The organism is Palleronia sediminis, assembly GCF_004358695.1.
GTDB classification, from domain to species: Bacteria; Pseudomonadota; Alphaproteobacteria; order Rhodobacterales; family Rhodobacteraceae; genus Palleronia; species Palleronia sediminis.
Genome location: NZ_SNAA01000003.1, coordinates 141,745 through 166,778 on the forward strand (window position 1 = coordinate 141,745; position 25,034 = coordinate 166,778).

Sequence of the window (25,034 nt, forward strand, 5' to 3'; positions counted from 1 at the left end):
TCGCGGCGCGGGCCGGTCCATATGGGTGCGGAACGCTCATCACGCCGGGCAACCTAGGCCGATCCCCGCGCCAGACAGGGGACATCGCGGGATGCGGGCGACCGTTTCCGGGGTGAGGCGTGCGGTCACGGTCATGACACCACCTCGGGCGCGCGGGCCAGGATCGCGGCCGAACGGGCAAAGAGCACGGGCCGTTCGGGAAAGACCCGCGCGCGCAGCGCCTCGTTCGCGCGCGCATTGGCCTGTGCGACGAATGTCTCCTGCGCCGGGGTCAGGGCCGGGCGCGGCCCGATCCGGGTCAGACGGCTACGCCAGTAGATCGGCGCGAGCACGGCCATCGCCGAACGCGCCCCGACGCGCCCCGCCACGCGGTTCGCGCCCCGCCACAGGTCGAGCGCGGGCCCCGAGGGGCTGCGGTTCACCCGCGACGGCGCCGGTCGACGCCCGACAGGCACACCCAGCCGATCGGCGAAATCCGCGAGCAGGTCGCCCTGGGCCAGGAAATCCGGCTCGGTCAGGCGGATGTCGATCCTGTCGCCGACAGCCTGCGACCACGCCAGGCAGATCGCGTTGTAATCGCAGACCGCGCGACGGCTCACGAAAGCGTCCCGCGCGGCGTCATCCCCGCCCCTGAGGGCCTGCGCATGGGCCGACAGGATGCGCGCCACCTGGTCGCGCAGGTAAAGGACATAGCCGACCCGCTCGAAATGGCGGCCGAGCATGGCGTCGACGGCCCGGATATGCGGCGCGCGTTTCAGCCAGCCGGCGAGAAACTCGCTCGACAGGACGAAGGTCGCCGAGGGCGCGTCATGGATGGCGGCGGCAAGGTGGCGGTGCAGCCGTTGGGCAAGGGCCGACTGGTCGGCCGGCGCGTCGAGCCGCAGATGCGCCCGGATGAGGCGCGAGGGAACGATGCGACCCGCGGCCTCCATCGCGATCAGGCCGATCCCGGTCTCGTGCCGGATGCCTGTGCCCGCCGCCGTTTCGGGGTGAAACACGATGCCCCGCGCGCGCAGCGCGTCGCGGTTGGCGGCAAGCCAGGCCTGAATGGCCGTGCTGCCGGCCTTGGGCATCCCGATATGAACAATCGCCCGTGCCATCCGTTCGCCGCCAGCCGCATCATCGCTTACGCTCCGATGCGATGCGCCTCCCAACCATGTGTCGCCCGTGCGACCGCGTCATGCCGCCCGTCCCATGGCATCATCCTCGCGCCTCGGCAAACGAATCCGGCTCTGTTCGCGGGGATTCCATGGTTCGCGCACGATTTGTGATCACAGGGCATCGGGGCGTGATCGCAAACGCCCAGAACCATCCGTCATGGCCCGTCTTTTGCGGCTCAGCGAAACCGGCGCCACCAGCGGCGCACCTGTTTCTCGGCCGTCGGATAACGGCGCAACGTCTCACCCAGCCGGTCGCGGATCGTGGGCGCCGCCCCGAGCGTCCGGTCGCCACCGAGCCGTGCGTAAAGCGCGCGCAGCGTCCGTTCATCCAGCACCTCGGCAAGCTCGATGGGCGTCTCGGGCGATCCGGCCGCGATTTCGTGCAAGGTGGTGATGTGCAGGAGGCGCGGGGCCGACATGCGCTTGCTCATCGCGGGCAAGAGCCCTGTATGCATCATGTTGTATTCCATCGGCAGCACAGCGAGCCGCAGGTCGCCGTTCCACAGAAGGCTGCGCAGAACCGGCTGGTCGCGCCGCAGCCCCGAGGTCTCCAGCTCGGTCTCCCAGCGGTCGAGAAACGCGCGGGTGGCATCGCTTTTGCGGATGGCGAGAACGCCGCTGTTGATCTGGCGAAAGGCCGCCGGAACCGGATCGCCATGGGTCATCATGGCGACCGGGGAACTGCCATACATCTCGTGCGCGCCGGCGATATCGGCGCGGTCGAGCACGGTGAAAACGTCCGACACCTCGGCCACCGCCACCACGTCGCAATCGAGATAGACGGTCCGGGCAAAGCGGCTTTCGCGCAGCGCCTCCATCTTGGGGCGGGTGCCCTTGTGAGACAAGGGATGCACCCGGTCGAAGATCGGGTCGAACAGCGCGGCATCGGTAAAGAGGTCGATCTGCGCGCCGGGCATCACCGCGCGCAGGTTGCGCGCCGTGCGCCGGGCCAGCGCGCGATAGGCGTCGCCCGTCGCGGCAAAGACAAAGCCGTCACGCGGGGCGGTGGGGTCGGTCGTCATGTGCGGCACCTCGCGGGCTTTGCATGCGAACGCCCGGCGCGGCGGCCGGGCGTCCCGAAGGGATCATGCAAGGGGCGGGCCGACCTCGGGGCCGGCCGCGCCCGATCAGGCCAGCGACTCGTCGATGCCCTTGCAGGCCTTGACGAGACCGCGCACGGCATCGACCGACTTGTCGAACATTTCCTGTTCGTCGCGGGCGAGCTTGATGTCGACGACCTTTTCGACACCGTTCTCGCCGATGACCGTCGGGACACCGACATAAAGCCCGTCGAGCCCGAACTCGCCGTCGCACCATGCGGCGCAGGGCAGAACCCGGCGCTGGTCCTTGAGAAAGGCCTCGGCCATCTCGATCGCGGCGGTGGCGGGGGCGTAGAAGGCCGACCCGGTCTTGAGCAGCCCGACGATCTCGGCGCCGCCGTCGCGGGTACGCTGCACGATGGCGTCGAGCTTGTCCTGCGTCGTCCAGCCCATCTTGACCAGATCGGGCAGGGGGATGCCGGCAACGGTAGAATAGCGCGCCAGCGGCACCATAGTGTCGCCGTGCCCGCCGAGCACAAAGGCCGTCACGTCGCGCATCGAGACGTCGAACTCGAGGCTGAGGAAGTGGCGGAACCGCGCACTGTCGAGCACGCCGGCCATGCCCACCACCTTGCGGTGCGGCAGGCCCGAGAACTCGCGCAGCGCCCAGACCATCGCGTCGAGCGGGTTGGTGATGCAGATGACGAACGCATCGGGGGCATTGTCGCGGATGCCTTCACCCACGGCCTTCATGACCTTGAGGTTGATGCCCAGCAGGTCGTCGCGGCTCATGCCCGGCTTGCGGGGCACGCCGGCGGTGACGATGCAGACATCGGCCCCGGCGATATCGGCGTAATCGTTGGTGCCCTTGAGGGTCACGTCGAACCGCTCGGAGGGGCCCGCCTCGGCGATATCGAGCGCCTTGCCCTGGGGAACGCCCTCGGCGATGTCGAAGACGACGACGTCGCCCAGTTCCTTGATCGCGGCGAGATGGGCGAGCGTTCCGCCGATCTGCCCCGCCCCGATCAGGGCGATCTTGGGTCTGGCCATTGGGATCTCCGGTGCTTGATGAAATCGCGCGGAGGGTTACGGCAGCCCCGCGCATGGCGCAAGGCCGGTCGCGCAAACGGCCGCCCCCGGTCAGGGGCGGCCGCGTATGGCTCGGATCGCGGGCGGGATGCCGCTCAGTTCGCGGTGTCCTGCAACTCTTCGCCGGCATTCTCCAACGCTTCGCCGGTTTCCTCGGTCGCGTCCTGCGCCGCGTCGCCGGTCGCGTCGGCGGCATTGTCGAGCGCCTCGCCGGTCTCCTCGGCGGCGTTCTCGGTGGCCTGCGCGGCGTCATCGACCGCGTTCCCGGTCGCATCGGCGGCGTTGTCGAGCGCCTCGCCGGTCTCCTCGGCGGCGTTCTCGGTGGCCTGCGCGGCATCGTCGGCGGCATTGCCTATGGCGTCGCCGGTTTCCTCGGCGGCCGTCTCGGCGCCTTGCGCGGCGTCGTTCAGCTCGCCCTCGACGGTCTCATCCGTCTCGATCCCGGCCTCGCCCGCGACGTCGGTCGCCATGCCGCCGCCTTCGGTGTCAAGATCGGCGCGGCTGAATTCGGGCGCGGATTCGAGCTCTTCCTGCGTGGCATTAATGACGAGGTAGTAGTTCGACGGATCGGTCCCGTCGCGCACCACCTCGATGCGGTCCATGCGCACGGCCACGTCGCGCTCGCCTATGCCGAGAAAGCCGCCGATCCCGAGGATGGCGTAATCGACCTTGCCATCGGCGCCGAGCACGAGGTCGTTGATCTCGCCGATATCGTTCCAGTCGGGGCGCACGCCCTCGACCGCGTCATAATCGTCCGACTCGCTTGAATAGATGCTGGTTCCCAGCAGGTCCGAGGCGAACAGGTCGACCGCGGGCTCTTCCTGAACCTGCGCGAACGCGCTGTCGTTCATCGTCGACGCGGCAGAGCCGCCATCGGTCTGCGACATCGCGGGCGCGCTTGACAGCATGGTGACGGCGAGGGTGGCGGCGGCGGTGGTCGAAAGCAGGGTTTTCATGGTCGGGGTTCCCTTTCGTTGGGGGCGCCGCGGGGGGCGGCAGTCTCTTCGCCATGATAAGTCGCAAGACGGCACTCCGTTCCGGCGGACGCGAACGGGGTTGCGCTGCCCGTGCGGGGCGTGCTTGCTCGTGCGCGGGAAAACGGGACTGATCTTGCATGACGGATGGCGAACGGCCCTGGCGGTCGGCACTTTATATTCCCGGCTCGAATGCGCGCGCGCTCGACAAGGCGCGCGGCCTGCCGGTCGATGCGATCATCTTCGACCTCGAGGATGCGGTGGCCCCGGCCGAAAAGGTCGCGGCGCGCGATACGCTGGCCGCAGCGCTGCGTCAGGGCGGATATGGCGACCGCGCGCTGATCGTGCGCATCAACGGGTTCGATACCGAGTGGGGCGAGGGCGATTTCGATGCCGTGTCGGAAATGGGCCCGCCCGCGATCCTGCTGCCCAAGGTCGGCGCGGCCGAGACCGTCGCCGTCTTTGCCGACCGGCTGGCGCGCCGCCCCTCGACCGCGGGCACGCGGATCTGGGCCATGATCGAGACGACGCGCGGTCTTTTCAACGCCGCCGCCATCGCCGTGGCGCCGCGGATGCAGGGCTTCGTGCTGGGGACGAACGACCTCGCGGCCGAGCTGGGCTGCGAGCCGGGGCCCGACCGGATGGCGCTGTCCATGGCGCTCCAGACCACGCTCGCTGCGGCGCGGATGGGCGGGATCGTCTGTCTCGACGGCGTCCACAACGCCATCGACGACCCCGAGGGGCTGCGGACGGAATGTGCCCAGGGCCGTGCGCTGGGCATGGACGGCAAGACGCTGATCCACCCCGCCCAGATCGCCGTCGCCAACGAGATCTTCGCCCCGAGCGCGGCCGAGATCGACCTTGCCCACCGCCGGATCGCCGCCTGGGAGGCCGCGCTGGCGCAGGGCAAGGGCGTCGCGGTCGTCGACGGGCGGATCGTCGAAAACCTGCATGTCGCGTCGGCCAGAAGAACCATCGCCCGCGCGCGTGCCGCGAAGGAGACCGGATAAATGGCAATACTGATCGCGGGCCTCGCCCTGTGGGTGCTGGCCCATGTGTTCAAGCGCGTGGCGCCCGGTCCGCGCGCGGCGCTGACCGACAGGCTCGGCGATGCGTCGAAAGGCATCTTTGCCGCGCTGCTGGTGCTGTCGGTGGTGCTGATCGTCATCGGCTATCGCGATGCGGAGTTCGTGCAGCTCTATTACCCGCCGGTCTGGGGGGTGCATGTGGTCGACCTGTTCATGATCCTGGCCATCGCACTTTTCGGGCTGGGGGCGTCCAAGTCGAATTTCCGCGGCTATACCCGCCATCCGCAGCTTTGGGGGTTCACCCTGTGGGCGGCGCTTCACCTGTTGGTGAACGGCGATCTCGCCTCGGTCGTGATGTGGGGGGTGTTCATCCTCTGGGCGCTGGCCGAGATGCAGCTCATCAACCGGCGCGTCCCGGAATGGGAGCCCTACGAGGGCGGAAGCTGGTTCGGAACGCTGCGGCTGCTCGTGATCTCGATCGTGCTCTACCTCATCATCGCGGGCGTCCACGCATGGCTGGGCGTCTGGCCGTTTCCGGGGTGATCCGATGCTCTATCGCTTGTTGACCGGATTGGACGACTCGGCCTTCTGCCACAAGGTTTCGGCGGCGTTGGCGCAGGGCTGGACCCTGCACGAAGGCCCTGTCTATGCCTTCGACGCCGCGGCGGGCGTCATGCGATGCGCGCAGGCCGTGGTGAAGGACGATCATGCCCCCTATTCGCCGGAGATGAAGCTGGGCGACCAATGAGCGCCCGGCCCGAGTCGACGGCGTCGGACCGAGTTCGGCCACGACTTGCGGTACGGCAGGGATATATGTGATCACAAGCCCCCCGGCGGTGATCGCAAACCGGTTGTTAACGCCCGTGCGGCTATAGAGCCCAGCGGTAAGGGCGTGACACCGGCCGGGGAATTGCTAATTAGCGCGGTATCGGTGCGTCCGCCCGGCGTGCCCGCCCGCATACGAAGGAGAGCCGGATGGCCGACGTCAACCGCGGAAACAGGCCGCTATCGCCGTTCATGCTGGGGCCGTATTACCGCCCGCAACTCAATTCCGTGACCTCGATCCTGACCCGGATCACCGGAAACGCGCTGATCGTGGCGGGGCTTCTGATCACGTGGTGGCTGGTCGCGGCCGCTACCGGACCCGAGGCGTTCGAGACGGCGAATGGCGTGATCACGTCCTGGTTCGGCGATATCGTCATGCTTCTGTCACTCTGGGCACTGTGGTATCATTCGCTTGCCGGGCTGCGGCATCTCTATTGGGATACCGGGCGCGGGTTCGAACTCGAGAAGGTCGCGATCCTCGGGTGGGGGATCATCGCGGGGTCGGTGATCCTGACCGTCCTGACCGTCATCGTCATCTAGGGAGTCCGGCAATGTCTTACATGACGGCCCGCAAACGTGCCCAGGGTCTGGGATCGGCCAAGTCGGGAACCCAGCATTACTGGGGGATGATCAAGACCTCGACCGGTCTTCTGATCCTCGTGCCGCTTTTCGTGTTCACCTTCGGCCCGATCCTCGGCGCCACCCATGCCGAGGTCATCGCCCATTTCTCGCGCCCCTTCCCGGCGATCGTCGCGGCGCTGACGATCGTGGTGAGCTGGGTGCATTTCAAGAACGGCACGCAGACCGCGATCGAGGATTACACCGACGGGATGACGCGCAAGCTGCTCATCATCGCCGTGACCTGCATCGCCTATGCCGCCATCGCCGCGGGGCTTTTCGCCCTCGTCCGGCTGGCCCTTTAAGGAGGCTTCCCCGAATGGCTGCCTACGACTTCGAGACCCACAATTACGATGCCATCGTCATCGGCGCCGGCGGCTCCGGGCTGCGCGCGACGCTGGGCCTAGCCGAGAACGGGCTGCGGACGGCCTGCATCACCAAGGTCTTTCCGACCCGGTCCCATACCGTCGCGGCGCAGGGCGGCATCGCGGCCTCGCTGGGCAACATGGGCCCCGACCATTGGCAATGGCACATGTACGACACCATCAAGGGGTCGGACTGGCTGGGTGACATGGACGCGATGGAATATCTCGCGCAGGAGGCGCCCAAGGCTGTCTACGAGCTCGAGCATTACGGCGTGCCCTTCTCGCGCACCGAAGAGGGCAAGATCTACCAGCGTCCCTTTGGCGGCCACACGACCGAGTTCGGCGAGGGCCCCCCGGTGCAGCGGACCTGTGCCGCCGCGGACCGCACCGGTCACGCCATCCTGCACACGCTCTACGGGCAGTCGCTCAAGAACGACGCCGAGTTCTTCATCGAGTATTTTGCCATCGACCTCATCATGTCCGAGGACGGGCAGTGCCAGGGCGTCGTCGCGTGGTGTCTCGAGGACGGCTCGATCCATGTCTTCAATGCCAAGATGACGGTTCTCGCGACCGGCGGATACGGGCGCGCCTATTTCAGCGCGACCTCGGCCCATACCTGCACCGGCGACGGTGGCGGCATGGTGGCGCGCCAGAACCTGCCGCTCCAGGACATGGAGTTCGTGCAGTTCCACCCCACCGGCATCTACGGCGCCGGCTGCCTCATCACCGAAGGCGCGCGGGGCGAGGGCGGTTATCTGACCAATTCCGAGGGCGAGCGGTTCATGGAACGCTATGCCCCCACCTACAAGGATCTCGCCTCGCGCGATGTGGTGTCGCGCTGCATGACCATGGAGATCCGCGAGGGCAGGGGGGTCGGCAAGAACGGCGACCACATCCACCTCAACCTCAACCACCTGCCGAAAGAGGCGCTGGCCGAGCGGCTGCCGGGTATCTCGGAATCCGCCAGGATCTTTGCCGGCGTTGACGTGACCAAGGAGCCGATCCCGGTCCTGCCGACCGTTCATTACAACATGGGCGGCATCCCGACCAATTACTGGGGCGAGGTGCTGAACCCCACCGAGGACGATCCCGACCGCGTCGTGCCGGGCCTCATGGCCGTGGGCGAGGCCGGTTGCGCCAGCGTGCATGGCGCCAATCGGCTCGGATCGAACAGCCTGATCGACCTCGTGGTGTTCGGCCGTGCCGCCGCCATACGGGCGGGCAAGGTCGTCGACCCCAAATCCGCCAACCCGACGCTGAACAAGTCGAGCGTGCAGTTCGCGCTCGACCGGTTCGACGGGCTGCGCCATGCGAAGGGTACCGTTCCAACCGCCGAGCTGCGCGACGAGATGCAGCGCACCATGCAGGAGGATGCCGCCGTTTTCCGCACCGACGCGACGCTCGCCGAGGGGGTTGAAAAGATGTACCGCGTGGCGGGCAAGCTCGACGATATCCGCGTCACCGACCGCTCGATGGTCTGGAACTCGGATCTCATGGAGACGCTCGAGCTGACCAACCTGATGCCGAACGCGTTGGCCACCATCGTCGGCGCCGAGGCCCGCAAGGAAAGTCGTGGTGCCCATGCGCACGAGGATTATCCCGACCGCGACGACGAGAACTGGCGCGTGCACACCATCGCGCGGGTGAACGGCAAGGTCGATCTGAGCTTTCGGCCCGTCCATACCAACCCGCTGCTGGGTCATAACGAGGGCGGGATCGACCCCGAAAAGATCAAGCCCAAGGCGAGGGTCTATTGATGCGCGCGTCCCTGCTGGCCCTCGCAATCGGCGTCTCGGGCGCGCTTGCCGCCCATGCTGGGGGACAGGGCGGTGGCGCGTATGTGCAGGGCGACGCGCTGATCGTGCCGGGCCCCGCCTGGTCGGGGCTCGCCGCGGCGGATCTGCCGCCGCCGCCCGTGCCGCGGACCCGCCTTTTTTGCCCCTATCCGCACCGCGCCTCGGACAGCGTGTTCAGCGGCGGGGCGGGCTATGTCGTCAAGGACGGGCTGCGCGCGGCCATGGGCTGCCGGTGATCGGGCGCGTCTCCCTCGGGCTCGCGGCGACGCTCGCCGCCTGCGGGCCGATGTCGCCCGAGGCGGCGGCGCGTCTTTGCACCGAGCAGGCGAACCGGGCGTCCGGTCCCTATGGCGCGGTATCGGTGGGCGTCGGATCGGGGGGGCGCGCCTCGACCGATTTCGTGATCGGCATCACCAGCGATGCGCTGGCCGGGCGCGACCCGCAGGCGGTCTATGATGATTGCATGCGCGCGCGCAGCGGGCAGGGGCCGATCCGGCCCTATATCCCATGAGGGTGCTGCTGATCCTCGGGATCGCGCTGGCGGGATGCTCGGCGGCCGATCTCGACCGCCTGACCCGCGACGCCGCGCGGTCTGTCCTGTCGCGGGCCCTGCTGGCCGAGTATCCGGCGCTTGCGCTCGAGCCGGCGCTCGACTGCGCGATGCAGACCGCCACGACGCGCGAGATCGACGCGCTGGCCGGGGATGCCGTGACCGGCCCGGACGAGGCCGCGCGGCAGACGCTGGCCACGATCATGTCCCGCCCCGCGATGGGCGACTGTCTGACGCAGAGGGGTGTCGCAACGCCGGCCCCCGCGTCATATCGAACGTGAAAGACGAAGGGTGATCCCATGGTGCAACTGACGCTGCCGAAGAATTCCAGGATACGGACCGGCAAGACATGGCCGAAGCCCGAAGGCGCGACCAATCTCAAGACGTTCGAGATCTATCGCTGGAGCCCCGACGACGACGAGAACCCCCGCGTCGACACCTATTTCGTCGATCTCGACAGCTGCGGCCCGATGATGCTGGACGCGCTCATCAAGATCAAGAACGAGATCGACCCGACCTTGACCTTCCGGCGGTCCTGCCGCGAGGGGATCTGCGGATCCTGTGCGATGAATATCGACGGGATCAACACGCTGGCCTGCATCTACGGGATCGACGAGGTCAAGGGCAACGTCAAGATCTATCCCCTGCCGCATATGCCCGTGGTCAAGGACCTCATTCCCGACCTGACCCATTTCTATGCCCAGCATGCCGCCGTCATGCCTTGGCTCGAGACCAAGACGAACCGCCCCCAGACCGAGTGGCGCCAATCCATCGAGGATCGCAAGAAACTCGACGGGCTGTATGAATGCGTGATGTGCGCATCCTGCTCGACCGCATGCCCGTCCTATTGGTGGAACGGCGACAAGTATCTCGGGCCGGCCGCGCTTTTGCACGCCTATCGCTGGATCGTGGACAGCCGCGACGAGGCGACGGGCGAACGGCTCGACGATCTCGAGGACCCGTTCAAGCTGTATCGTTGCCATACGATCATGAATTGCGCCCGGACCTGCCCCAAGGGGCTGAACCCCGCAAAGGCGATCATGGAGATCAAGAAGCTCATGATCGAACGCGCTGTCTGAACGGCGCACCGGGCGCCGATGCGCCCCGCCAATACGACAATGCCGAGCCCCCGGTCCGAGGGCTCGGCATTTCGCTGTTCGCGCCGCCGGTCGAATTGGGGCTAATCGAAACCGCCCCCGATCCGCGTCAGATCGCGAAATCGTCCAGTGTCTTGCCGCTGTTCAACCCGTCCTTGATCCAGCCGGGCTGGCGACCCTTTCCGGTCCAGGTCTGGCGCGGATCCTCGGGATTGCGATATTTGGGAGCCGATTTCCGCGCGGTCTTTTTCTGCGCGCCCACCAGTTCGTCCAGCGAAAAGCCCATATCGGCCGCCGCACGTTCCGCCGCGGCACGCGCCTCGGCGCGGCGCCGATCCTTGAGGCTCGCCATCGCCTGATCGATTCTGAGGCGAAGATCCTGCAGTTCCTTTTCGGACATCTTGTCGAGGTCGATCGCCATTCTCTTTTCCCGTTCATGCGGTTGCCATTAGCTGCCAGATGAATTGAATCCCCCATAAAGGCAAGAAAAAACGACACTCGCCATTTGCGGGAATCCGCCGATCCTGTCTTTTTGTGCAGTTTCATGCCGGGCGTATCGACCGTTTCGGTTATTTCGATGCCACGGGTATTCGCCATTCGACCGCCGATACCCATGTCGTTTCGCCGTCAAATCCCGCCGCGCGAAATCGCTCTTCGAGACGCCGCGCCGGGGCCATCCAAGAGCCTCGGGTCGCGATTGCATCGGATGCCGTCGGTTCATAGGATCGCGCGGCAAGCCGCATCGCGGCGCAATTCCAGCAGGGGTGCCCGGTCATGGAGATCGACAGGCCACAGGCCCGGACCGGCCGCGGGCAACCCTGCCCCATGGGGGTCATCCCGCCCCTCGGCCATGTGCCCGAGACGATGCATGCCTGGACCATCCGCCCCGAGCGTCACGGCGAGCCCGAGGACAGCTTTCAGCTCGAGGTCGTGCCCACCCCGCGGCCCGATAGCTACGAGGTGCTGGTGCTCGTCATGGCGGCCGGGGTCAATTACAACGCCATCTGGGCGGGGCTGGGCCAGCCGATCAGCCCGTTCGACCTGCATGATTGGCCCTATCACGTCGCGGGGTCCGACGCGGCGGGCATCGTCTGGGCGGTGGGCGACAAGGTCCGGTCGTGGAAGGTCGGCGACGAGGTCGTGATCCACTGCAACCAGGACGATGGCGACGACGAGGAATGCAACGGCGGCGATCCGATGTTCTCGCCGTCGCAACGGATCTGGGGCTACGACACGCCGGACGGGTCATTCGCGCAATTCACCCGCGTCCAGGCGCAGCAGCTCATGCCGCGGCCGCGTCACCTGACCTGGGAGGAATCGGCCTGCTACACGCTGACGCTGGCCACGGCCTACCGGATGCTGTTCGGCCATCACCCCCACGAGCTCAAGCCCGGACAGAACGTGCTGGTCTGGGGGGCGAGCGGGGGGCTCGGATCCTATGCGATCCAGCTCATCAATACCGCGGGCGCGAATGCGATCGGCGTGATCTCGGATGACGACAAGCGCGATTTCGTTCTCGGGCTGGGTGCAAGGGGCGTGATCGACCGGCGGCAATTCGCATGCTGGGGGCAGCTCCCCCAGGTCGGTTCGCGCCGATATGCCGAATGGTTCGCCGAATTGCGCCGGTTCGGAAAGGCGATCTGGGACGTCACCGGCAAGGGCCGGAACGTCGATATCGTGTTCGAGCATCCGGGAGAGGCGACCTTTCCCGTCTCGACCTTCGTCTGCAAGAAAGGCGGCATGGTCGTGATCTGCGCGGGGACCACGGGGTTCAATCTGACGATGGATGCGCGCTATGTCTGGATGCACCAAAAGCGCATACAGGGCAGCCATTTCGCGCATCTCAAGCAGGCGGCGGCGGCAAACCGCTTAATGGTGGACCGCCGCCTTGACCCCTGCCTGTCCGAGGTGTTCGATTGGGCGGACATGCCGGCCGCCCATACCAAGATGCGCCGCAACGAACACAAGCCGGGCAACATGGCGGTGCTGGTCATGTCGCCGCGTGCGGGGCTGCGCACGATCGAGGATGCCCGCGCGGCCACCCCGTAAGGCGGGAATCACCGTTGCGTCCAAGCCACGAGAGAATCGGGTCTGGACGGGGCTGGGGCGGCCAACCTGGGGGCGAACCCTTTTGTTTCCAGTAGCTTGGGATGTGCCGCTCCCCCCCGAAAGGGGGAGTGTGGATCCGCGAATACCGGGGCACCGCACGGTGGGGTAATATGTCATTAACTAATCATTAACCCCTCTGAGGAATGAGTGACATGTCGGAAGACTGGATCGTCGGTGTGATCGAAGACCTCGTGAGCTATGCCGACATGAACGAAATGGACGAGTTGGCGGGTCTGCTGCGGTCGGCCGCATCTGTTGCGGCCGAACGTGTCGAGGCGGAGTTCCCCGCGGAGGGTGCATCACATCATGCCCAACGGGCGATTTCTCAATTGGGTCGAATGCCTGCGTGAAGTCGTCAAGCGCGATGCGCTGACCGATCATGTCTTTGCCCTTCGCGATGTGCTGGGCGTCCTGCATGTAAGTTACCATTCGGTCAGCCGGACCGGCTCCGAATACGGTGCCGTCACCTATTCGCAGGCCTGGGTCGATCGGTATGTCGCGCAGGAATACACCCGCATAGATCCCGTCGTGGCCGAAGGGCTGCGGCGGGTCGATGCCTTTGACTGGAAAGAGGCCGACTGGTCGGGGCGCGCGGCCCGCACCCTGCTTTCCGAGGCGCAGGAATACGGATTGGGGCGGCAGGGCATGTCGCTGTCGATGCGCGGTCCGGGGGGGCAATTCGCGCTTTTTACCCTGAACGATTGCGCCGATGACGACGCCTGGGCGCGCAAGATGGAAACGGTCGGATCGGACGCCATTCTCGCGGCCTATTACATCAATCAATGCGCCCTGCGGATCGACCAGACCGATACCGACCCCGCCCGCGCCCTTTCCCCGCGCGAAACCGATGCGCTGAGCCTCGTGGCCTCGGGGATGAGCCGGTCCGCGGCGGCGAGATATCTCGAGATCTCCGAGCATACGCTGCGCGTCTATATCGAATCCGCCCGGAACAAGCTCGGCGCGACCAACACGACCCATGCCGTCGCCCGCGCCATAGCCAAGGGGCTGATCGCCCTTTGACCGACGGGCGACGCGATACCTTACCCAAGGGTTAACGCCCCGCGCGGCCCGGTAGCGGTTCGGTAAGACAATGCGCGCTCAACTGTCCTCCGTCACGCAATGGAGGGCTCCCATGATTCATTACCTCGATGGCCGCGCCGGTCTGGACCGTCAGCCCGATCTCGCCGACGGCATGTTCCGCGACCGCGCGGCGCAGTTCGTCGACCGCCTCGCCTGGGATGTGGGCGTCGATGCCGAGGGGCGGGAAATCGACCAGTACGACGCGCTCGACCCGGTCTATGTCGTCGCCTCGGACGCCGCAGGGCGTCATGCCGGGTCGATGCGGTTCCTGCCTGCCACCGGCCGCACCATGATCGCCGAGCATTTCCCCCAGCTTGCGCCCGGCGGCTGGGCGATGCCCGGCGCGGTCGAATGCACGCGTCTATGCATCGCGCCGGGGGCGGCGGGCCATGTCGCGGCCGAGCTTTTGCTGGGGGCGCTGGGCCTTGGACTGCGGCGGGGCTGGCGGCGATCCTTCGGCGTGTTCGACGCCCGGATGGAGCGCGTCTATGCCCGGCTCGGTTGGCCCGTCCGGGTCGTGTCGCGGTCGGGGCCGGGGCGCGACGCGCTGTGCCTCGGGTCGTGGGAGTTCCTGCAAGCCCCGCGCGCCGCGCTCGAGGCGCGGGCGCGGGTTACGCTCGACCGGGTCGCCTGAGCGGTCTAGAAGGCGGGCATGAATTTGCCCGCCCATACCCTGTCCCCCGACCAGGAACGGGCCATGACCCGCGTCGGGTCGCTCCTCGCCTCGGCGGGGGTGGACCTCGCCCATGGCACCGCGACGCCCCTGGCCGAAGGCGACCAGCGGGTGATGGCGATCACCGGCCGCGCGGGCTCGGGCAAGACGCTCTTGCTGGCCGATCTGCACCGCGCGCTGGCCGCGGCCGGGGTCGACGTGATCTCGGGCGATTACGAGGCGCGGCGCCGGCGCGAGCGGCGCACGCTGGCCATTCTCGCGCCCACCAACAAGGCGGCGAGCGTGCTGCGCGGGCGCGGCGTGCCGGCCACCACGATCCACCGGATCCTCTATACGCCCGTCTATGACCCCGAATACGAAAAGATCGCCGAATGGCTGGCCGGGCAGGGCGAGCGGCCCCAGATCGCGGACCTGACCGACGCGGCGCTCGACCGGGCGCATGCCTTCTACCAGCAGATGAACTCGATCCCCGGCGCGCTGGCCGCGGCGGGTCTGCGCGGCTCGGATTTCATCACGGGCTGGAAACGCCGCGACGAGCCGCTCGATATCGGGATGATCGACGAGGCCTCGATGCTGGACAAGCGCCAGTTCGAGGATCTGCGCGAGGTTTTTCCGACCCTGATCCTGTTCGGCGATCCCGCGCAGTTGGCCCCCGTGCAGCAATCGGGCGAGATGGTGTTCGACACCTTGCCGCAGGACAGCGTCATCGCGCTGGGCCGCATCCACCGGCAGGAGGCCGACAACCCGATCCTCGACCTCGCTCATGCGCTTTTCGATCCCGACCTGACCTTCGAGGCGTTCGAGCGCATGATCGAAGAGGCCGCCGCCCGCGACGACCGCGTCGTCATGGCCAGGCGGATGGATGCCGGTCTGATGACCCGCTCGCCCGCGCTGGTGTGGCGCAACGCGACCCGCATCAGACTGATCCAGGCCTTTCGTGCAGCCTATGACGCGCCCCCCGATGCGTTGCTGCCTGGCGAGCCGCTGGTCTGCGACGGGATCGAACTGCCGCTCAAGCATCGCAAGAAACGCATCGACCTCGAGGCGCGCGGCCTCATCAAGGGCGCGCAGGTCATTTACCTCGGCGAGGGAAAGAAACCGGGCTTCAGCCGCATCCATGTCGTCGGCGCCCCCGAGCCGCGGGTGAATGTCGCCTCGATCGTCAAGATCGAGCTGCCCGACGAGGAAGAGCCGTTCATCCCCTATGCCGCGCGCATGGGCGCCGCCTTTCTTCATGGCGCGGCGGTCACGATCCACAAGGCGCAGGGTTCGCAATGGCCCGAGGTACAGGTCTTTGCCCCCGACCTCTGGGCCGCCGCGCGCGTCGGCCGGATGGAGGCGGGCGTGCCGCTGTGGAAACGACTCGCCTATGTCGCGATCACGCGGGCCGAGACGCGGCTGCACTGGGTCATGCGCAACCGCCTGGCCCGCCCCGAGGGGCCGCTATCGACCGACGATCTGACGGTGCCCGCCGCCGCGCTAGAGCTTGTGCCCGAGGATCCTCAGGCGTTGAGGTAACGGAACGCCGCCGAGGCGCCCCAACCCGCGGCCACGGCGATAACCAGCGACATGATCCCGTAAAGCGCCGGGTTCTCATGGGCTAGGTTGTAGAGAAACCGCTCCAGCCCGACCTTTTCGACATAGATCGAGGACGAGGCCTCGGCCACGATCTGCCCGTCGCGGGTGAGGAAGATGCGCGAGGTATAGACCCCTTCGACAAGGTTCGCAGGCAGCGTGAACGACGTGTCGAACAAGGTGTTCTCGCGCACCGTCACCGCCCGCGGGTTCGACTGGAACAGCCCCTGCGCCTCGCGGATGCGGATCAGCGCCGTGACAAAGGCCGAGGGGTCGTCCACCTGCGCGGTCCCGCCGACCTGCCGGATCGCGCTGCGGGTCGTGATGCCGTGGCGCAGATCCTCGACCCGGCTCAGGATATCGTCGATGGGGCCCGAGGCGTTCACCGCGTAAAAGCTGGGGGCGTGGTCGACCTCGAGCGCGGCATTGTTGATCCAGATGACGGCGCGGCGGTCCTTGCGGCGCACCGTGACCTCCTGCGCCGGACCTTCGACGGTGACGATGACCCCGGTGCGACCCGGCTCGATCGGGGCCTCGCGCTTGACCGCGCCAAAGACGAGGATCTCGGTGCCGTCGAAATTTGCCGAGATCGACACGCGGTTCTTGCTCAGCCCCGACACGATATCCTCGGCCCGTGCCGCCGGGGCGAATGTCAGCGCCAGCGCGACGAGGACGAGCGCGGCCCGGATCATCCGATCACCGGCGCGATGGAATAGAGTTCGTCGGGCCGCAGCAGCAGGTCGAGCGCGAGCTTGCCGCATACCAGCAGCACCAGCCCGGCAAGCGCGATGCGCAGCTGCTCGGCCTTCATCTTGAGGCCGATCTGCGTGCCCACCTGCGCGCCGATCACCCCCCCGACGAGCAGCAGCACCGCCAGCGCCACGTCGACGGTATAGGTCGTCATCGCGTGCATCATCGTGGTAAAGGCCGCGACGAAAACGATGTTGAACAGCGACGTGCCGATCACGACCTTGGTCGGCATCCCCAGCAGGTAGATCATCGCCGGGACCAGAACGAACCCGCCGCCCACCCCCATGATCGCGGCCAGCATCCCGACGAGAAAGCCGATGGCGATCGGCGGCAGCACCGAGATGTAGAGCCCCGAGGTGCGGAACTTGACCTTGCCGGGCAGTGCATGGACCCATGTATGACGCCGCCGCGCCGGTGCCGCGCCCGAGCGGCTGCGCAGGATGGCGTTCAGCGACTCCACGAACATCAGCGCGCCGATGATCCCGAGGAACACGACATAGCTGAGCCGTACCAGCAGATCGACCTGGCCCATCTCGCGCAGGGTCGCGAAGATCTCGACCCCCACGGCCGACCCGCCGATCCCGCCGATCAGCAGGACCGTTCCCATTCGGAAATCGACCGTTCGTCGCCGCAGATGCGCCAGCAACCCCGACAGGGACGCGGCGACGATCTGGTTGGCCTGCGTCGCGACCGCCACGGCCGGCGGGATGCCGATAAAGAACAGCAGCGGCGTCATCAGGAACCCGCCGCCCACCCCGAACATCCCCGACAGCACGCCCACGAGCGTGCCGAGACCCAGTAGCAGGATCACGTTCACCGAGACTTCGGCGATGGGAAGATAGATCTGCATGCGACCCCCGCGGCGTCGGGCTTGAGCATAGCGCCTTCCCCGCCGTCGGGGAAAGCGGGCTTTGTCGGCCCGGAATGGCGGCGGGGCCGTCGCCGCTCAGCGTTTGAGGTAGTGCCGCAGGATCGTCTCGAGCTTGGCGGCGCCCAGCGGGGCCATCTTTTTCGTGTGGTCGTGGCCGATGGCCTCGTCCGACAGCCCGGCAGCCATGTTCGTCACCGTCGAGATCGCGGCGACGCGCAACCCCAGGAACCGTGCGAGGATGACCTCGGGGACGGTCGACATGCCGACCGCATCCGCGCCCAGCATGCGGATGGCGCGGATCTCGGCCGGGGTCTCGAAAGAGGGGCCGGAATACCAGGCATAGACGCCTTCGTGCAGCTCGGTGCCCGTGGCCTCGGCCGCCGCGCGCAGATCGGCGCGCAGATCGGCGTCATAGGCCCCGCCCATCGGCACGAAGCGCGCGTCGGTCCGCTCCCCGATCAGCGGGTTCAGCCCCGAGAAATTGATATGATCGCTCAGCATCATCACGCTGCCCGTGGGCATGTCGGGGTCGAGCGATCCGGCCGCGTTGGTCAGGATCACCGTCTCGGCGCCCAGACCCTTGAGCACCTCGAGAGGGCGGCGCATCAGCGTCGGGTCGCCCGACTCGTAGTAATGCGCGCGCCCCGCGAAAACCGCGATCCGCCGCCCTTCGAGCGTGCCGATGACCAGTCGCGGCGAATGGCCCGAGACGCCCGCATGCGGAAACCCCGACAGCCGGTCATAGGGGATGATGCCGCCCTCGGTCGTGTCGAGCGCGTCGGCCAGGTGGCCCAGGCCCGAGCCGAGCACGATCCCCATCTCGACCGAGCCCTCGCCCGCCGCGACATGGATCTCGGACACGATCGAGTTCACCGACATATCAACGCTCCTTCACATAGGGCTGACCGCCCGCCCGCGGCGGGATCGCCTTGCCGACGAACCCGGCCAGGATGACCACGGTGAGGATATAGGGCAGCGCCAGCACAAAGGCATTGGGGATCTGCACGATCCCGAAATCGAGCGTCGAGTAGCGGTTCGACACCGCCTGGAGGAACCCGAACAGCAGGCAGGCACCCAGCGCGTGCCAGGGCCGCCACTTGGCAAAGATCAGCGCGGCCAGCGCGATGAACCCGCGCCCTGCCGTCATGTCCTTGGTGAACCCGGCGGCAAGCCCGGTCGCGAGATAGGCCCCCGCAAGCCCGGTCAGCAGGCCGCATATCATCACGGCGGCATAGCGCAGCCGCGTGACGCTGACCCCGGCCGTGTCGACCGCGCCGGGGTTCTCGCCCACCGCCCTCAGCCTCAGCCCGAAGCGGGTGCGAAACAGGATGTACCACGTCGCCGGCACGGCCAGCAGCGCGATATAGACGAGGATCGTGTGCCCCGACAGCGCCTCGGCATAGATCGGCCCGAGATAGGGCACGCCCGACAGCGCCTCGGCAAAGGGCAGGTCGATGGACGAGAACCGCGCGTCGCCGGACAGCGCCGGGGTGCGCGAGCCCTGCGCGAACCAGTCCTGCGCGATCAGCACCGTCATGCCGGCAGCGAGGAAATTGATCGCCACCCCCGAGATGAGTTGGTCGCCGCGAAAGGTGATCGAGGCGAGCCCGTGGATGAGGGCGAACACCATCGCCGCCCCGACGCCCGCCAGCAGCCCGACCCAGACCTGTCCCGTGACCGCCGCCACCGCCGCCGAAAAGAAGGCCGCGACCAGCATCTTGCCCTCGAGCCCGATATCGAACACGCCCGCCCGTTCCGAGAACAGCCCGGCGAGACAGGCCAGCAAAAGCGGCGTCGCCAGCCGGATCGTCGAGTCGAGGATCTGGACGATATCGACAAAGCTCATGGGCGCGTCTCCGGGGCGAGGCCGGGTTTCGGCTGTTTGCGGAAGGTCAGGAACACCCGCTCGAGCGGGCTGCGCACCATCCCGTCGAGCGCGCCGGTGAACAGGATCACGAGCGCCTGGATCACCACGACCATCTCGCGCGGCACGCTGGTCTCGAACTCGAGCTCGGCGCCGCCCTGGTAAAGCGCGCCGAACAGGATCGCCGCAAGCAGCACGCCCACCGGATGCGACCGCCCCATCAGCGCCACGGCGATCCCGACGAAACCCGCGCCCAGCACGTTGTCCTGGATCAGCCGCTCCTGCTCGCCCATCACGGCGTTGACCGCCATCAAGCCGGCCAGCCCGCCCGAGATCAGCATCGCCAGCATCGTGATCCGAAAGGGCGAAATCCCGGCATAGCGCGCCGCGGGCTCGGACCGGCCGAACGCGCGGATCTCGTATCCGAGGCGGGTGCGCCAGATCAGCACCCAGACCCCCCAGCAGGCGATGAGCGCGACGATGAAACTGACATTGAGGGGGGTGCGGCTGAACGGGATGCCGATGGCGCCGAACACCTCGAGCGCGGTGGGCAGGCGGGCGCCTTCGGGAAAGCGGACCGTCTCGGGCGCCATGCCCGGAGCCTTGAGCGCCGAGATAAGCAGATAGACCAGCAGCGCCGAGGCTATGAAATTGAACATGATCGTCGTGATGACGATATGGCTGCCGCGACGCGCCTGGAGATAGGCCGGGATCGCGGCCCATGCCGCCCCGAAGAGCGCGCCGCCGAGGATCGCCACCGGCAAGGCGAGCGTCCAATGCGGCCATGGCACGGCAAGGCAGACCAGCGCCACGCCCAACGCGCCGAGCTGCGCCTGCCCCTCGCCGCCGATGTTGAAGAGGCTCGCGTGAAAGGCCACGGCGACGGCGAGCCCGGTAAAGACGAAATTGGTCGCGTAATACAGCGTGTAGCCCCAGCCATAGCTCGACCCGACGGCGCCGTTCACCATGATTGCGAGGGCTTCGAACGGATCCTGCCCGATCAGGGCGACGACCAGCCCCGACACGATCAGCGCCAGCGCGAGGTTGATGAAGGGGACGAGCGCGATATCGGCCCAGCGGGGCAGCTTGTCCATCAGGCGGGGCTCCTTGCGGAAAGGGGGGGTGCGGGGGGCGGGGCGGTCATGCCGTCTTGCCCGCGCGCCGCGCCAGGTTGGCTTCGATCTCGGCCACGGAATGGTCGCGGTCGGTTTCGGTGATGCCGGCCATCAACAGACCCAGCTCGCCCTCGTTCGTCTCGCCGGGGGTGCGCTCGCCCATGATGCGGCCGTCGAACATGACGGCGATGCGATCCGACAGCGCCATGATCTCGTCCAGTTCGACCGATACCAGCAGAATCGCCTTGCCCCGGTCGCGCAGCGCCACGATCTGCTCGTGAATGAACTCGATCGCGCCGATATCGACGCCGCGGGTCGGCTGGCCGATCAGCAAGAGGTCCGGCTCGCGCTCGAGTTCGCGGGCGATGACGAGTTTCTGCTGGTTGCCGCCCGAAAAGCTCTTGGCGGTCAGCCAGGGGTCGGTGGGGCGGATGTCGAACCGGGCGATCTTGGCGCGCGCATCCTCGCGCAGCGCCTCGTTATCCATCAGCAGCCCGCGGTTGAAACGCGGATCGTCGTGATAGCCGAAGCCCGCGTTTTCCCAGGCGTGAAACTCCATGATGAGCCCCTCGCGCTGGCGGTCCTCGGGGACATGGGCGATGCCGCGCTGGCGCCGCGTGCGGGCGTCCGACCGCGCGCCCGTCAGGTCCAGCGCCGTGCCGTTCATCGTGACGCGGCCGCGCCCCTCGCGCATCCCGCCCAGAACCTCGAGCAGTTCTGACTGCCCGTTGCCGGCCACACCGGCCAGCCCGAGGATCTCGCCCCGACGCACCCGAAGCGACACCCCGCGCAGCCGCTCGACGCCGGCATCGTCCCTGACCGACAGGTTCTCGACCTCGAGCACCACGTCGCCGGGCGTGGCGGGAGCCTTGTCGACGCGCAGCAGCACCTTGCGGCCGACCATCAGCTCGGCCAGCTCCTCGGGGCTGGTCTCGGCGGTGTTCACCGTCGCCTCCATCTCGCCACGGCGCATGACGCTGACCGTGTCGGTCACCTCCATGATCTCGCGCAGCTTGTGCGTGATGAGGATGACGGTCTTTCCCTCGCGCTTGAGCCCCTGGAGGATGCGGAACAGGTGATCCGCCTCGGCCGGGGTCAGAACGCCCGTCGGCTCGTCGAGGATCAGGATATCGGCCCGGCGATAGAGCGCCTTGAGGATCTCGACGCGCTGCTGCATCCCCACGCCCAGATCCTCGATCCGGGCATCGGGGTCGACGTGAAGCTCGTATTCATCGGAAAGCTGCTTGAGCAGCTTGCGCGCCCGCGCGAGCGAGCTTCGCAGAAGGGGGCCTTCTTCGGCGCCGAGGACGATGTTCTCGAGCACGGTGAAATTCTGCACCAGCTTGAAATGCTGGAACACCATGCCGATGCCCGCGGCGATCGCGGCCTGGCTGTCGGGGATCTCGGTGCGGGTGCCGCGGATGAACACGTCGCCCGAATCGGCCTTGTAGAACCCGTAGAGGATCGACATCAGCGTCGATTTCCCGGCCCCGTTCTCGCCGATGATGCCGTGGATCGTGCCCGGCATGACGCGGATCGAGATATTCCTGTTGGCCTGGACCTGCCCGAACGACTTGGAGATGCCTTTCAGCTCGATCGCGGGCTCGGTCATGCGGAGGCGGCCTTTGCAAGGGGTCGGCCGCGCCGCCCGGATCGGCGGCGCGGCCTGCGTTTCACTGTCGGATCAGAAATCGAGCGCGGGGCAGCTGTCATCCGACGAATAGTCGTGAACCTGGATCTCGCCCGAGACGATATCGGCCTTGGCCTGTTCGACGGCCGCGGTCATCTCTTCGGTGACGAGATCGGCGTTGAACTCGTCCATGGCGACGACGACGCCATCGTTGCTGAGATTCTTTTCCTGCAACCCGGTCTCGAGATTGCCGTTCTGGGCGGCCTCGAAGGCGTCATAGACGGCGTTGTCCACGCGCTTGACCATCGAGGTCAGCATCGTGCCCGGATGCATGTAGTTCTGGTTGCTGTCGACGCCGATGGCCATGATGCCCTCGTCGGCGGCGGCTTGCAGAACGCCGGTGCCGGTGCCGCCCGCCGCGGCATAGACCACGTCCGAGCCCTGGCTGACCTGGCTGCGCGTCAGCTCTCCGCCCTTGACGGGATCGTTCCAGGCCGAGGGCGTGGTGCCCGTCATGTTCGAGATCACCTCGATATCGGGGTTCACCGCCTTGGCGCCCTGGGCATAGCCGCAGGCGAACTTGCGGATCAGCGGAACGTCCATGCCGCCCACAAAGCTGACCGTGTCCGTTTCCGAGGCCATAGCCGCCATCATGCCGGCGAGATAGCTGCCCTCGTGCTCGGCAAAGACGACCGATTGCACGTTGGGCTGGTCGACCACCGCATCGACGATGACGAATGTGGTGTCGGGATAGTCGGGCGCCACGGTCTCGAGCGTCGAGGCATTGGCAAAGCCCAGCACCATGACCGGGTTCGCGCCACGCTCGGCCATGCGGCGCATGGTCTGTTCGCGCTGCGCTTCGGATGCCAGCTCGGTCTCCATGTAGTCGCCGCCGGTCTCTTCGACCCAGCGCTGGGCGCCGGTAAAGGCGCTTTCGTTGAAGGATTTGTCGAACTTCCCGCCGAGGTCGATGATGAGCCCCGGCTCGGCCGAGGCGGCCCCCGCCAGCAGCGCGCCCGCTGCGGCCGCGCCGAGAAGGGTTTTCGTGAAGGTCATGGTCGGTCTCTCCCAGATGCCTGCGGATCGTCGGCGCACGGCGCGCCGCGATCCGTTCGTGACCCCGCGATAAGGCCGGAGCGGCCGCGAAGGGTCAAGACCGGAAGCGGCCACAAACGCGCCAGCGCCGGGTGAAACGGCGCTTCTCGTTGCGTCATGGGGCGAGGTCGCGGGCCATCACGATGGCGTCCTGGGGCGGTGTCGCCTCGGTGTAATAGGCGCGGCGCAGCCCGCAGGCGGCATAGCCCTCGGCCTCGTAAAGCGCGCGGGCGGCCCGGTTGCCGTCTGCGACCTCGAGCAGGCTGCGCCCCGCGCCGCGCGCCCGCGCCTCGGCGTGATAGATGGCCAGCAGGGCGCGCCCCAGACCCCGGCGCCGCGCGTGCGGGGCGACCGCCACGGTCAACAGTTCGGCCTCGTCCAGAACGACGCGCCCGATGGCGAAGCCGTCGGGCCGGATGGCGAGGATGGCGCCCGGCATCATCCTGAGCGTCGCGATCTCGGCTGCCGACCACGGCCGCGGCACCGTCATGGCGGCGGCGTGCAGGCGCGCAAGCTCGGCGTCGGTCATGCGATGGGCGGCGCGGGCCGCGCGGGCGCGGCATCGGGCGCGCGGATATAGAGCGGTGCGGGCCGGGCGGCGCCGGGATCGGCCGCCGCCCCGATCCGCGCGATGGCCTCGGCCAAGGGCATCGCCGGTTCGGCCGGTCGCCCGCCACAGGCCGCGGCAAGGCGCGCCGCCTCGAACCCGATCACCCTTGCCCCGTCAGGCAGAGGGGGCAGCGCGTCGAGCGCGGCCATCTCGGGCGCGCCGCCCTCCGCCGCGAGATAGAGCTTGCCGCCGCGCGCATCGACGCTGGTCACGCAGGGGCGGGCGCATCCCAGCCCGAGCGCATCGAGCGTCGAGACCCCGACCGCCGGGATGCCGAGCCCCATGGACAGGCCGCGCGCCGCAGCGACCGAGATGCGGATGCCGGTGAAGTTGCCCGGCCCGACCCCCACGGCGATCCGGTCGAGATCGGCCCATTCGGCGCCGGCCTCTTGCAGCAGCTCGCCCAGCAGGACCATCAGCCGCTCGGCCTGACCGCGGGTCATGTCCTCGTGGCGATGGGCCACGATGCGCTCGCCCGACAGCAAAGCGGCCGCGCAATGCGCGGCCGATGTGTCGAACCCGAGGGTCGGTCGCGGGTCAGGCAACCGGGCGAACCTCGACCACCTCGGGGATGTAATGGCGCAGCAGGTTCTCGATCCCCATCTTGAGCGTCAGCGTGGACGAGGGGCATCCGGCGCAGGCGCCCTGCATATGCAGATAGACCACGCCCCGGTCAAAGCCGTGGAACGTAATGTCGCCGCCATCCTGCGCGACGGCCGGGCGCACGCGGGTGTCCAGCAGCTCCTTGATCTGGACGACGATCTCGCCGTCGGGACCGTCATGCGCGGCATGGCCGCCGGCGGCCTGCCCATCGGTGGTCATGACCGGCTGGCCGGACTGGAAATGCTCCATGATGGCGCCGAGGATCGCGGGCTTGATATGGTCCCACTCGGCCCCTTCGGCCTTGGTCACGGTCACGAAGTCGTTTCCGAGAAACACCCCCGTCGTGCCCTCGACCCCGAAGATCCGCTGCGCGAGCGGCGAGTCGCCCGCCGCGTCGGGCGTCGGGAAATCGGCGGTCCCGCTGTCCAGCACGGTCTGGCCGGGCAGGAACTTCAGCGTAGCGGGGTTCGGCGTGGTTTCGGTCTGGATGAACATCGGACAGCCCTTTCAGTACCTC

30 protein-coding genes are annotated in these 25,034 nt (G+C 67.6%); 15 read left to right on the forward strand and 15 right to left on the reverse strand.

The genetic code is table 11. The features are described from left to right. Positions 1 to 131: 131 nt before the first annotated feature. From E2L08_RS04420 to E2L08_RS04435, 4 genes are all read right to left on the reverse strand, one after another. Positions 132 to 1,100: a hypothetical protein gene (locus tag E2L08_RS04420; protein WP_133395850.1), complete on the reverse strand. Its 969-nt coding sequence runs from the start codon at positions 1,098 to 1,100 to the stop codon at positions 132 to 134. A gap of 236 nt (positions 1,101 to 1,336) precedes the next feature. Continuing rightward, positions 1,337 to 2,182 carry a putative nucleotide-diphospho-sugar transferase gene (locus E2L08_RS04425; RefSeq protein WP_133395851.1) on the reverse strand — a complete coding sequence of 282 codons (846 nt, stop codon included), beginning with the start codon at positions 2,180 to 2,182 and terminating at the stop codon, positions 1,337 to 1,339. 105 nt (positions 2,183 to 2,287) lie between these two features. Then, positions 2,288 to 3,250 (reverse strand): malate dehydrogenase, encoded by a 963-nt coding sequence (gene mdh / locus E2L08_RS04430; RefSeq protein ID WP_133395852.1) that lies wholly within the window; start codon positions 3,248 to 3,250, stop codon positions 2,288 to 2,290. 134 nt (positions 3,251 to 3,384) lie between these two features. Then, complete coding sequence (locus E2L08_RS04435) at positions 3,385 to 4,245, reverse strand: PRC-barrel domain-containing protein (RefSeq protein WP_133395853.1); 861 nt, start codon at positions 4,243 to 4,245, stop codon at positions 3,385 to 3,387. 158 nt (positions 4,246 to 4,403) lie between these two features. On the opposite strand from E2L08_RS04435, the gene E2L08_RS04440 reads away from it, so the two are divergent. The 10 genes from E2L08_RS04440 (at position 4,404) to E2L08_RS04485 (ending at position 10,524) form a co-directional block, all read left to right on the forward strand. Further along, on the forward strand, positions 4,404 to 5,273 hold the full coding sequence (locus E2L08_RS04440; RefSeq protein ID WP_133395854.1) for an HpcH/HpaI aldolase/citrate lyase family protein: 870 nt from the start codon (positions 4,404 to 4,406) through the stop codon (positions 5,271 to 5,273). Further along, complete coding sequence (locus E2L08_RS04445; RefSeq protein ID WP_133395855.1) at positions 5,274 to 5,834, forward strand: NnrU family protein; 561 nt, start codon at positions 5,274 to 5,276, stop codon at positions 5,832 to 5,834. Positions 5,835 to 5,838: 4 nt separating this feature from the next. Continuing rightward, on the forward strand, positions 5,839 to 6,039 hold the full coding sequence (locus E2L08_RS04450) for a DUF1737 domain-containing protein (RefSeq protein WP_133395856.1): 201 nt from the start codon (positions 5,839 to 5,841) through the stop codon (positions 6,037 to 6,039). Between the two features lie 227 nt (positions 6,040 to 6,266). After that, positions 6,267 to 6,656: a succinate dehydrogenase, cytochrome b556 subunit gene (gene sdhC / locus E2L08_RS04455; RefSeq protein WP_133395857.1), complete on the forward strand. Its 390-nt coding sequence runs from the start codon at positions 6,267 to 6,269 to the stop codon at positions 6,654 to 6,656. Between the two features lie 11 nt (positions 6,657 to 6,667). Further along, positions 6,668 to 7,039 (forward strand): succinate dehydrogenase, hydrophobic membrane anchor protein, encoded by a 372-nt coding sequence (locus E2L08_RS04460; RefSeq protein ID WP_133395858.1) that lies wholly within the window; start codon positions 6,668 to 6,670, stop codon positions 7,037 to 7,039. A 14-nt stretch (positions 7,040 to 7,053) separates the two neighbouring features. Continuing rightward, complete coding sequence (sdhA, locus tag E2L08_RS04465; RefSeq protein WP_133395859.1) at positions 7,054 to 8,856, forward strand: succinate dehydrogenase flavoprotein subunit; 1,803 nt, start codon at positions 7,054 to 7,056, stop codon at positions 8,854 to 8,856. Further along, entirely contained in the window at positions 8,856 to 9,131 is a 276-nt protein-coding gene (locus E2L08_RS04470) for a hypothetical protein (protein ID WP_133395860.1), read from the forward strand. The genes sdhA and E2L08_RS04470 overlap by 1 nt, the downstream gene beginning before the upstream one ends. After that, positions 9,128 to 9,406, forward strand: coding sequence for a hypothetical protein (locus tag E2L08_RS04475; protein WP_240758112.1), 279 nt, complete (start codon positions 9,128 to 9,130; stop codon positions 9,404 to 9,406). The genes E2L08_RS04470 and E2L08_RS04475 overlap by 4 nt, the downstream gene beginning before the upstream one ends. Beyond that, positions 9,403 to 9,726, forward strand: coding sequence for a hypothetical protein (locus E2L08_RS04480; protein ID WP_133395861.1), 324 nt, complete (start codon positions 9,403 to 9,405; stop codon positions 9,724 to 9,726). Before E2L08_RS04475 ends, E2L08_RS04480 begins: the two co-directional genes overlap by 4 nt. A gap of 18 nt (positions 9,727 to 9,744) precedes the next feature. Then, complete coding sequence (locus E2L08_RS04485) at positions 9,745 to 10,524, forward strand: succinate dehydrogenase iron-sulfur subunit (RefSeq protein WP_133395862.1); 780 nt, start codon at positions 9,745 to 9,747, stop codon at positions 10,522 to 10,524. Between the two features lie 127 nt (positions 10,525 to 10,651). Here the strand turns inward: E2L08_RS04485 and E2L08_RS04490 are convergent, their stop codons facing one another. Continuing rightward, a complete protein-coding gene (locus E2L08_RS04490) occupies positions 10,652 to 10,963 on the reverse strand; it encodes an H-NS histone family protein (RefSeq protein ID WP_133395863.1) in 312 nt (103 codons plus the stop codon). A 353-nt stretch (positions 10,964 to 11,316) separates the two neighbouring features. Here E2L08_RS04490 and ccrA point away from each other — a divergent pair, with 353 nt between their 5' ends. The 5 genes from ccrA to E2L08_RS04515 all read left to right on the forward strand — a co-directional run bounded on the left by ccrA (position 11,317) and on the right by E2L08_RS04515 (position 15,922). Beyond that, on the forward strand, positions 11,317 to 12,591 hold the full coding sequence (gene ccrA, locus E2L08_RS04495; RefSeq protein ID WP_133395864.1) for a crotonyl-CoA carboxylase/reductase: 1,275 nt from the start codon (positions 11,317 to 11,319) through the stop codon (positions 12,589 to 12,591). Between the two features lie 212 nt (positions 12,592 to 12,803). Next, positions 12,804 to 13,001: a hypothetical protein gene (locus tag E2L08_RS04500; protein ID WP_133395865.1), complete on the forward strand. Its 198-nt coding sequence runs from the start codon at positions 12,804 to 12,806 to the stop codon at positions 12,999 to 13,001. Then, the gene (locus tag E2L08_RS04505) at positions 12,958 to 13,671 is read left to right on the forward strand and encodes a helix-turn-helix transcriptional regulator (protein WP_133395866.1); all 714 of its coding nucleotides are present in this window, start codon (positions 12,958 to 12,960) and stop codon (positions 13,669 to 13,671) included. The genes E2L08_RS04500 and E2L08_RS04505 overlap by 44 nt, the downstream gene beginning before the upstream one ends. A gap of 112 nt (positions 13,672 to 13,783) precedes the next feature. After that, entirely contained in the window at positions 13,784 to 14,365 is a 582-nt protein-coding gene (locus tag E2L08_RS04510; protein ID WP_168771045.1) for an acyl-homoserine-lactone synthase, read from the forward strand. 18 nt (positions 14,366 to 14,383) lie between these two features. After that, positions 14,384 to 15,922 (forward strand): ATP-dependent DNA helicase, encoded by a 1,539-nt coding sequence (locus tag E2L08_RS04515; protein WP_133395868.1) that lies wholly within the window; start codon positions 14,384 to 14,386, stop codon positions 15,920 to 15,922. Here the strand turns inward: E2L08_RS04515 and E2L08_RS04520 are convergent. The 10 genes from E2L08_RS04520 to E2L08_RS04565 form a co-directional block, all read right to left on the reverse strand. Beyond that, positions 15,907 to 16,671: a TIGR02186 family protein gene (locus E2L08_RS04520; protein WP_133395869.1), complete on the reverse strand. Its 765-nt coding sequence runs from the start codon at positions 16,669 to 16,671 to the stop codon at positions 15,907 to 15,909. The two genes, E2L08_RS04515 and E2L08_RS04520, sit on opposite strands and share 16 nt — an antisense overlap. Further along, entirely contained in the window at positions 16,668 to 17,579 is a 912-nt protein-coding gene (locus tag E2L08_RS04525) for a sulfite exporter TauE/SafE family protein (protein ID WP_133395870.1), read from the reverse strand. Before E2L08_RS04525 ends, E2L08_RS04520 begins: the two co-directional genes overlap by 4 nt. Positions 17,580 to 17,675: 96 nt before the next feature. Beyond that, positions 17,676 to 18,479 carry a purine-nucleoside phosphorylase gene (locus E2L08_RS04530; protein WP_133395871.1) on the reverse strand — a complete coding sequence of 268 codons (804 nt, stop codon included), beginning with the start codon at positions 18,477 to 18,479 and terminating at the stop codon, positions 17,676 to 17,678. Between the two features lies 1 nt (position 18,480). Further along, the gene (locus E2L08_RS04535) at positions 18,481 to 19,446 is read right to left on the reverse strand and encodes an ABC transporter permease (protein WP_133395872.1); all 966 of its coding nucleotides are present in this window, start codon (positions 19,444 to 19,446) and stop codon (positions 18,481 to 18,483) included. Then, positions 19,443 to 20,558 (reverse strand): ABC transporter permease, encoded by a 1,116-nt coding sequence (locus E2L08_RS04540; protein WP_133395873.1) that lies wholly within the window; start codon positions 20,556 to 20,558, stop codon positions 19,443 to 19,445. The genes E2L08_RS04535 and E2L08_RS04540 overlap by 4 nt, the downstream gene beginning before the upstream one ends. A gap of 46 nt (positions 20,559 to 20,604) precedes the next feature. Next, positions 20,605 to 22,191 carry an ABC transporter ATP-binding protein gene (locus tag E2L08_RS04545; RefSeq protein ID WP_133395874.1) on the reverse strand — a complete coding sequence of 529 codons (1,587 nt, stop codon included), beginning with the start codon at positions 22,189 to 22,191 and terminating at the stop codon, positions 20,605 to 20,607. Between the two features lie 72 nt (positions 22,192 to 22,263). Continuing rightward, positions 22,264 to 23,265, reverse strand: a complete 1,002-nt coding sequence (locus E2L08_RS04550) for a BMP family lipoprotein (protein WP_133395875.1) — start codon at positions 23,263 to 23,265, stop codon at positions 22,264 to 22,266. Between the two features lie 154 nt (positions 23,266 to 23,419). Next, entirely contained in the window at positions 23,420 to 23,833 is a 414-nt protein-coding gene (locus E2L08_RS04555) for a GNAT family N-acetyltransferase (protein ID WP_133395876.1), read from the reverse strand. Further along, positions 23,830 to 24,459, reverse strand: a complete 630-nt coding sequence (gene tsaB / locus E2L08_RS04560) for a tRNA (adenosine(37)-N6)-threonylcarbamoyltransferase complex dimerization subunit type 1 TsaB (protein WP_133395877.1) — start codon at positions 24,457 to 24,459, stop codon at positions 23,830 to 23,832. Before tsaB ends, E2L08_RS04555 begins: the two co-directional genes overlap by 4 nt. Continuing rightward, positions 24,452 to 25,012 (reverse strand): NifU family protein, encoded by a 561-nt coding sequence (locus tag E2L08_RS04565; RefSeq protein WP_133395878.1) that lies wholly within the window; start codon positions 25,010 to 25,012, stop codon positions 24,452 to 24,454. Before E2L08_RS04565 ends, tsaB begins: the two co-directional genes overlap by 8 nt. Positions 25,013 to 25,034: the final 22 nt, after the last annotated feature.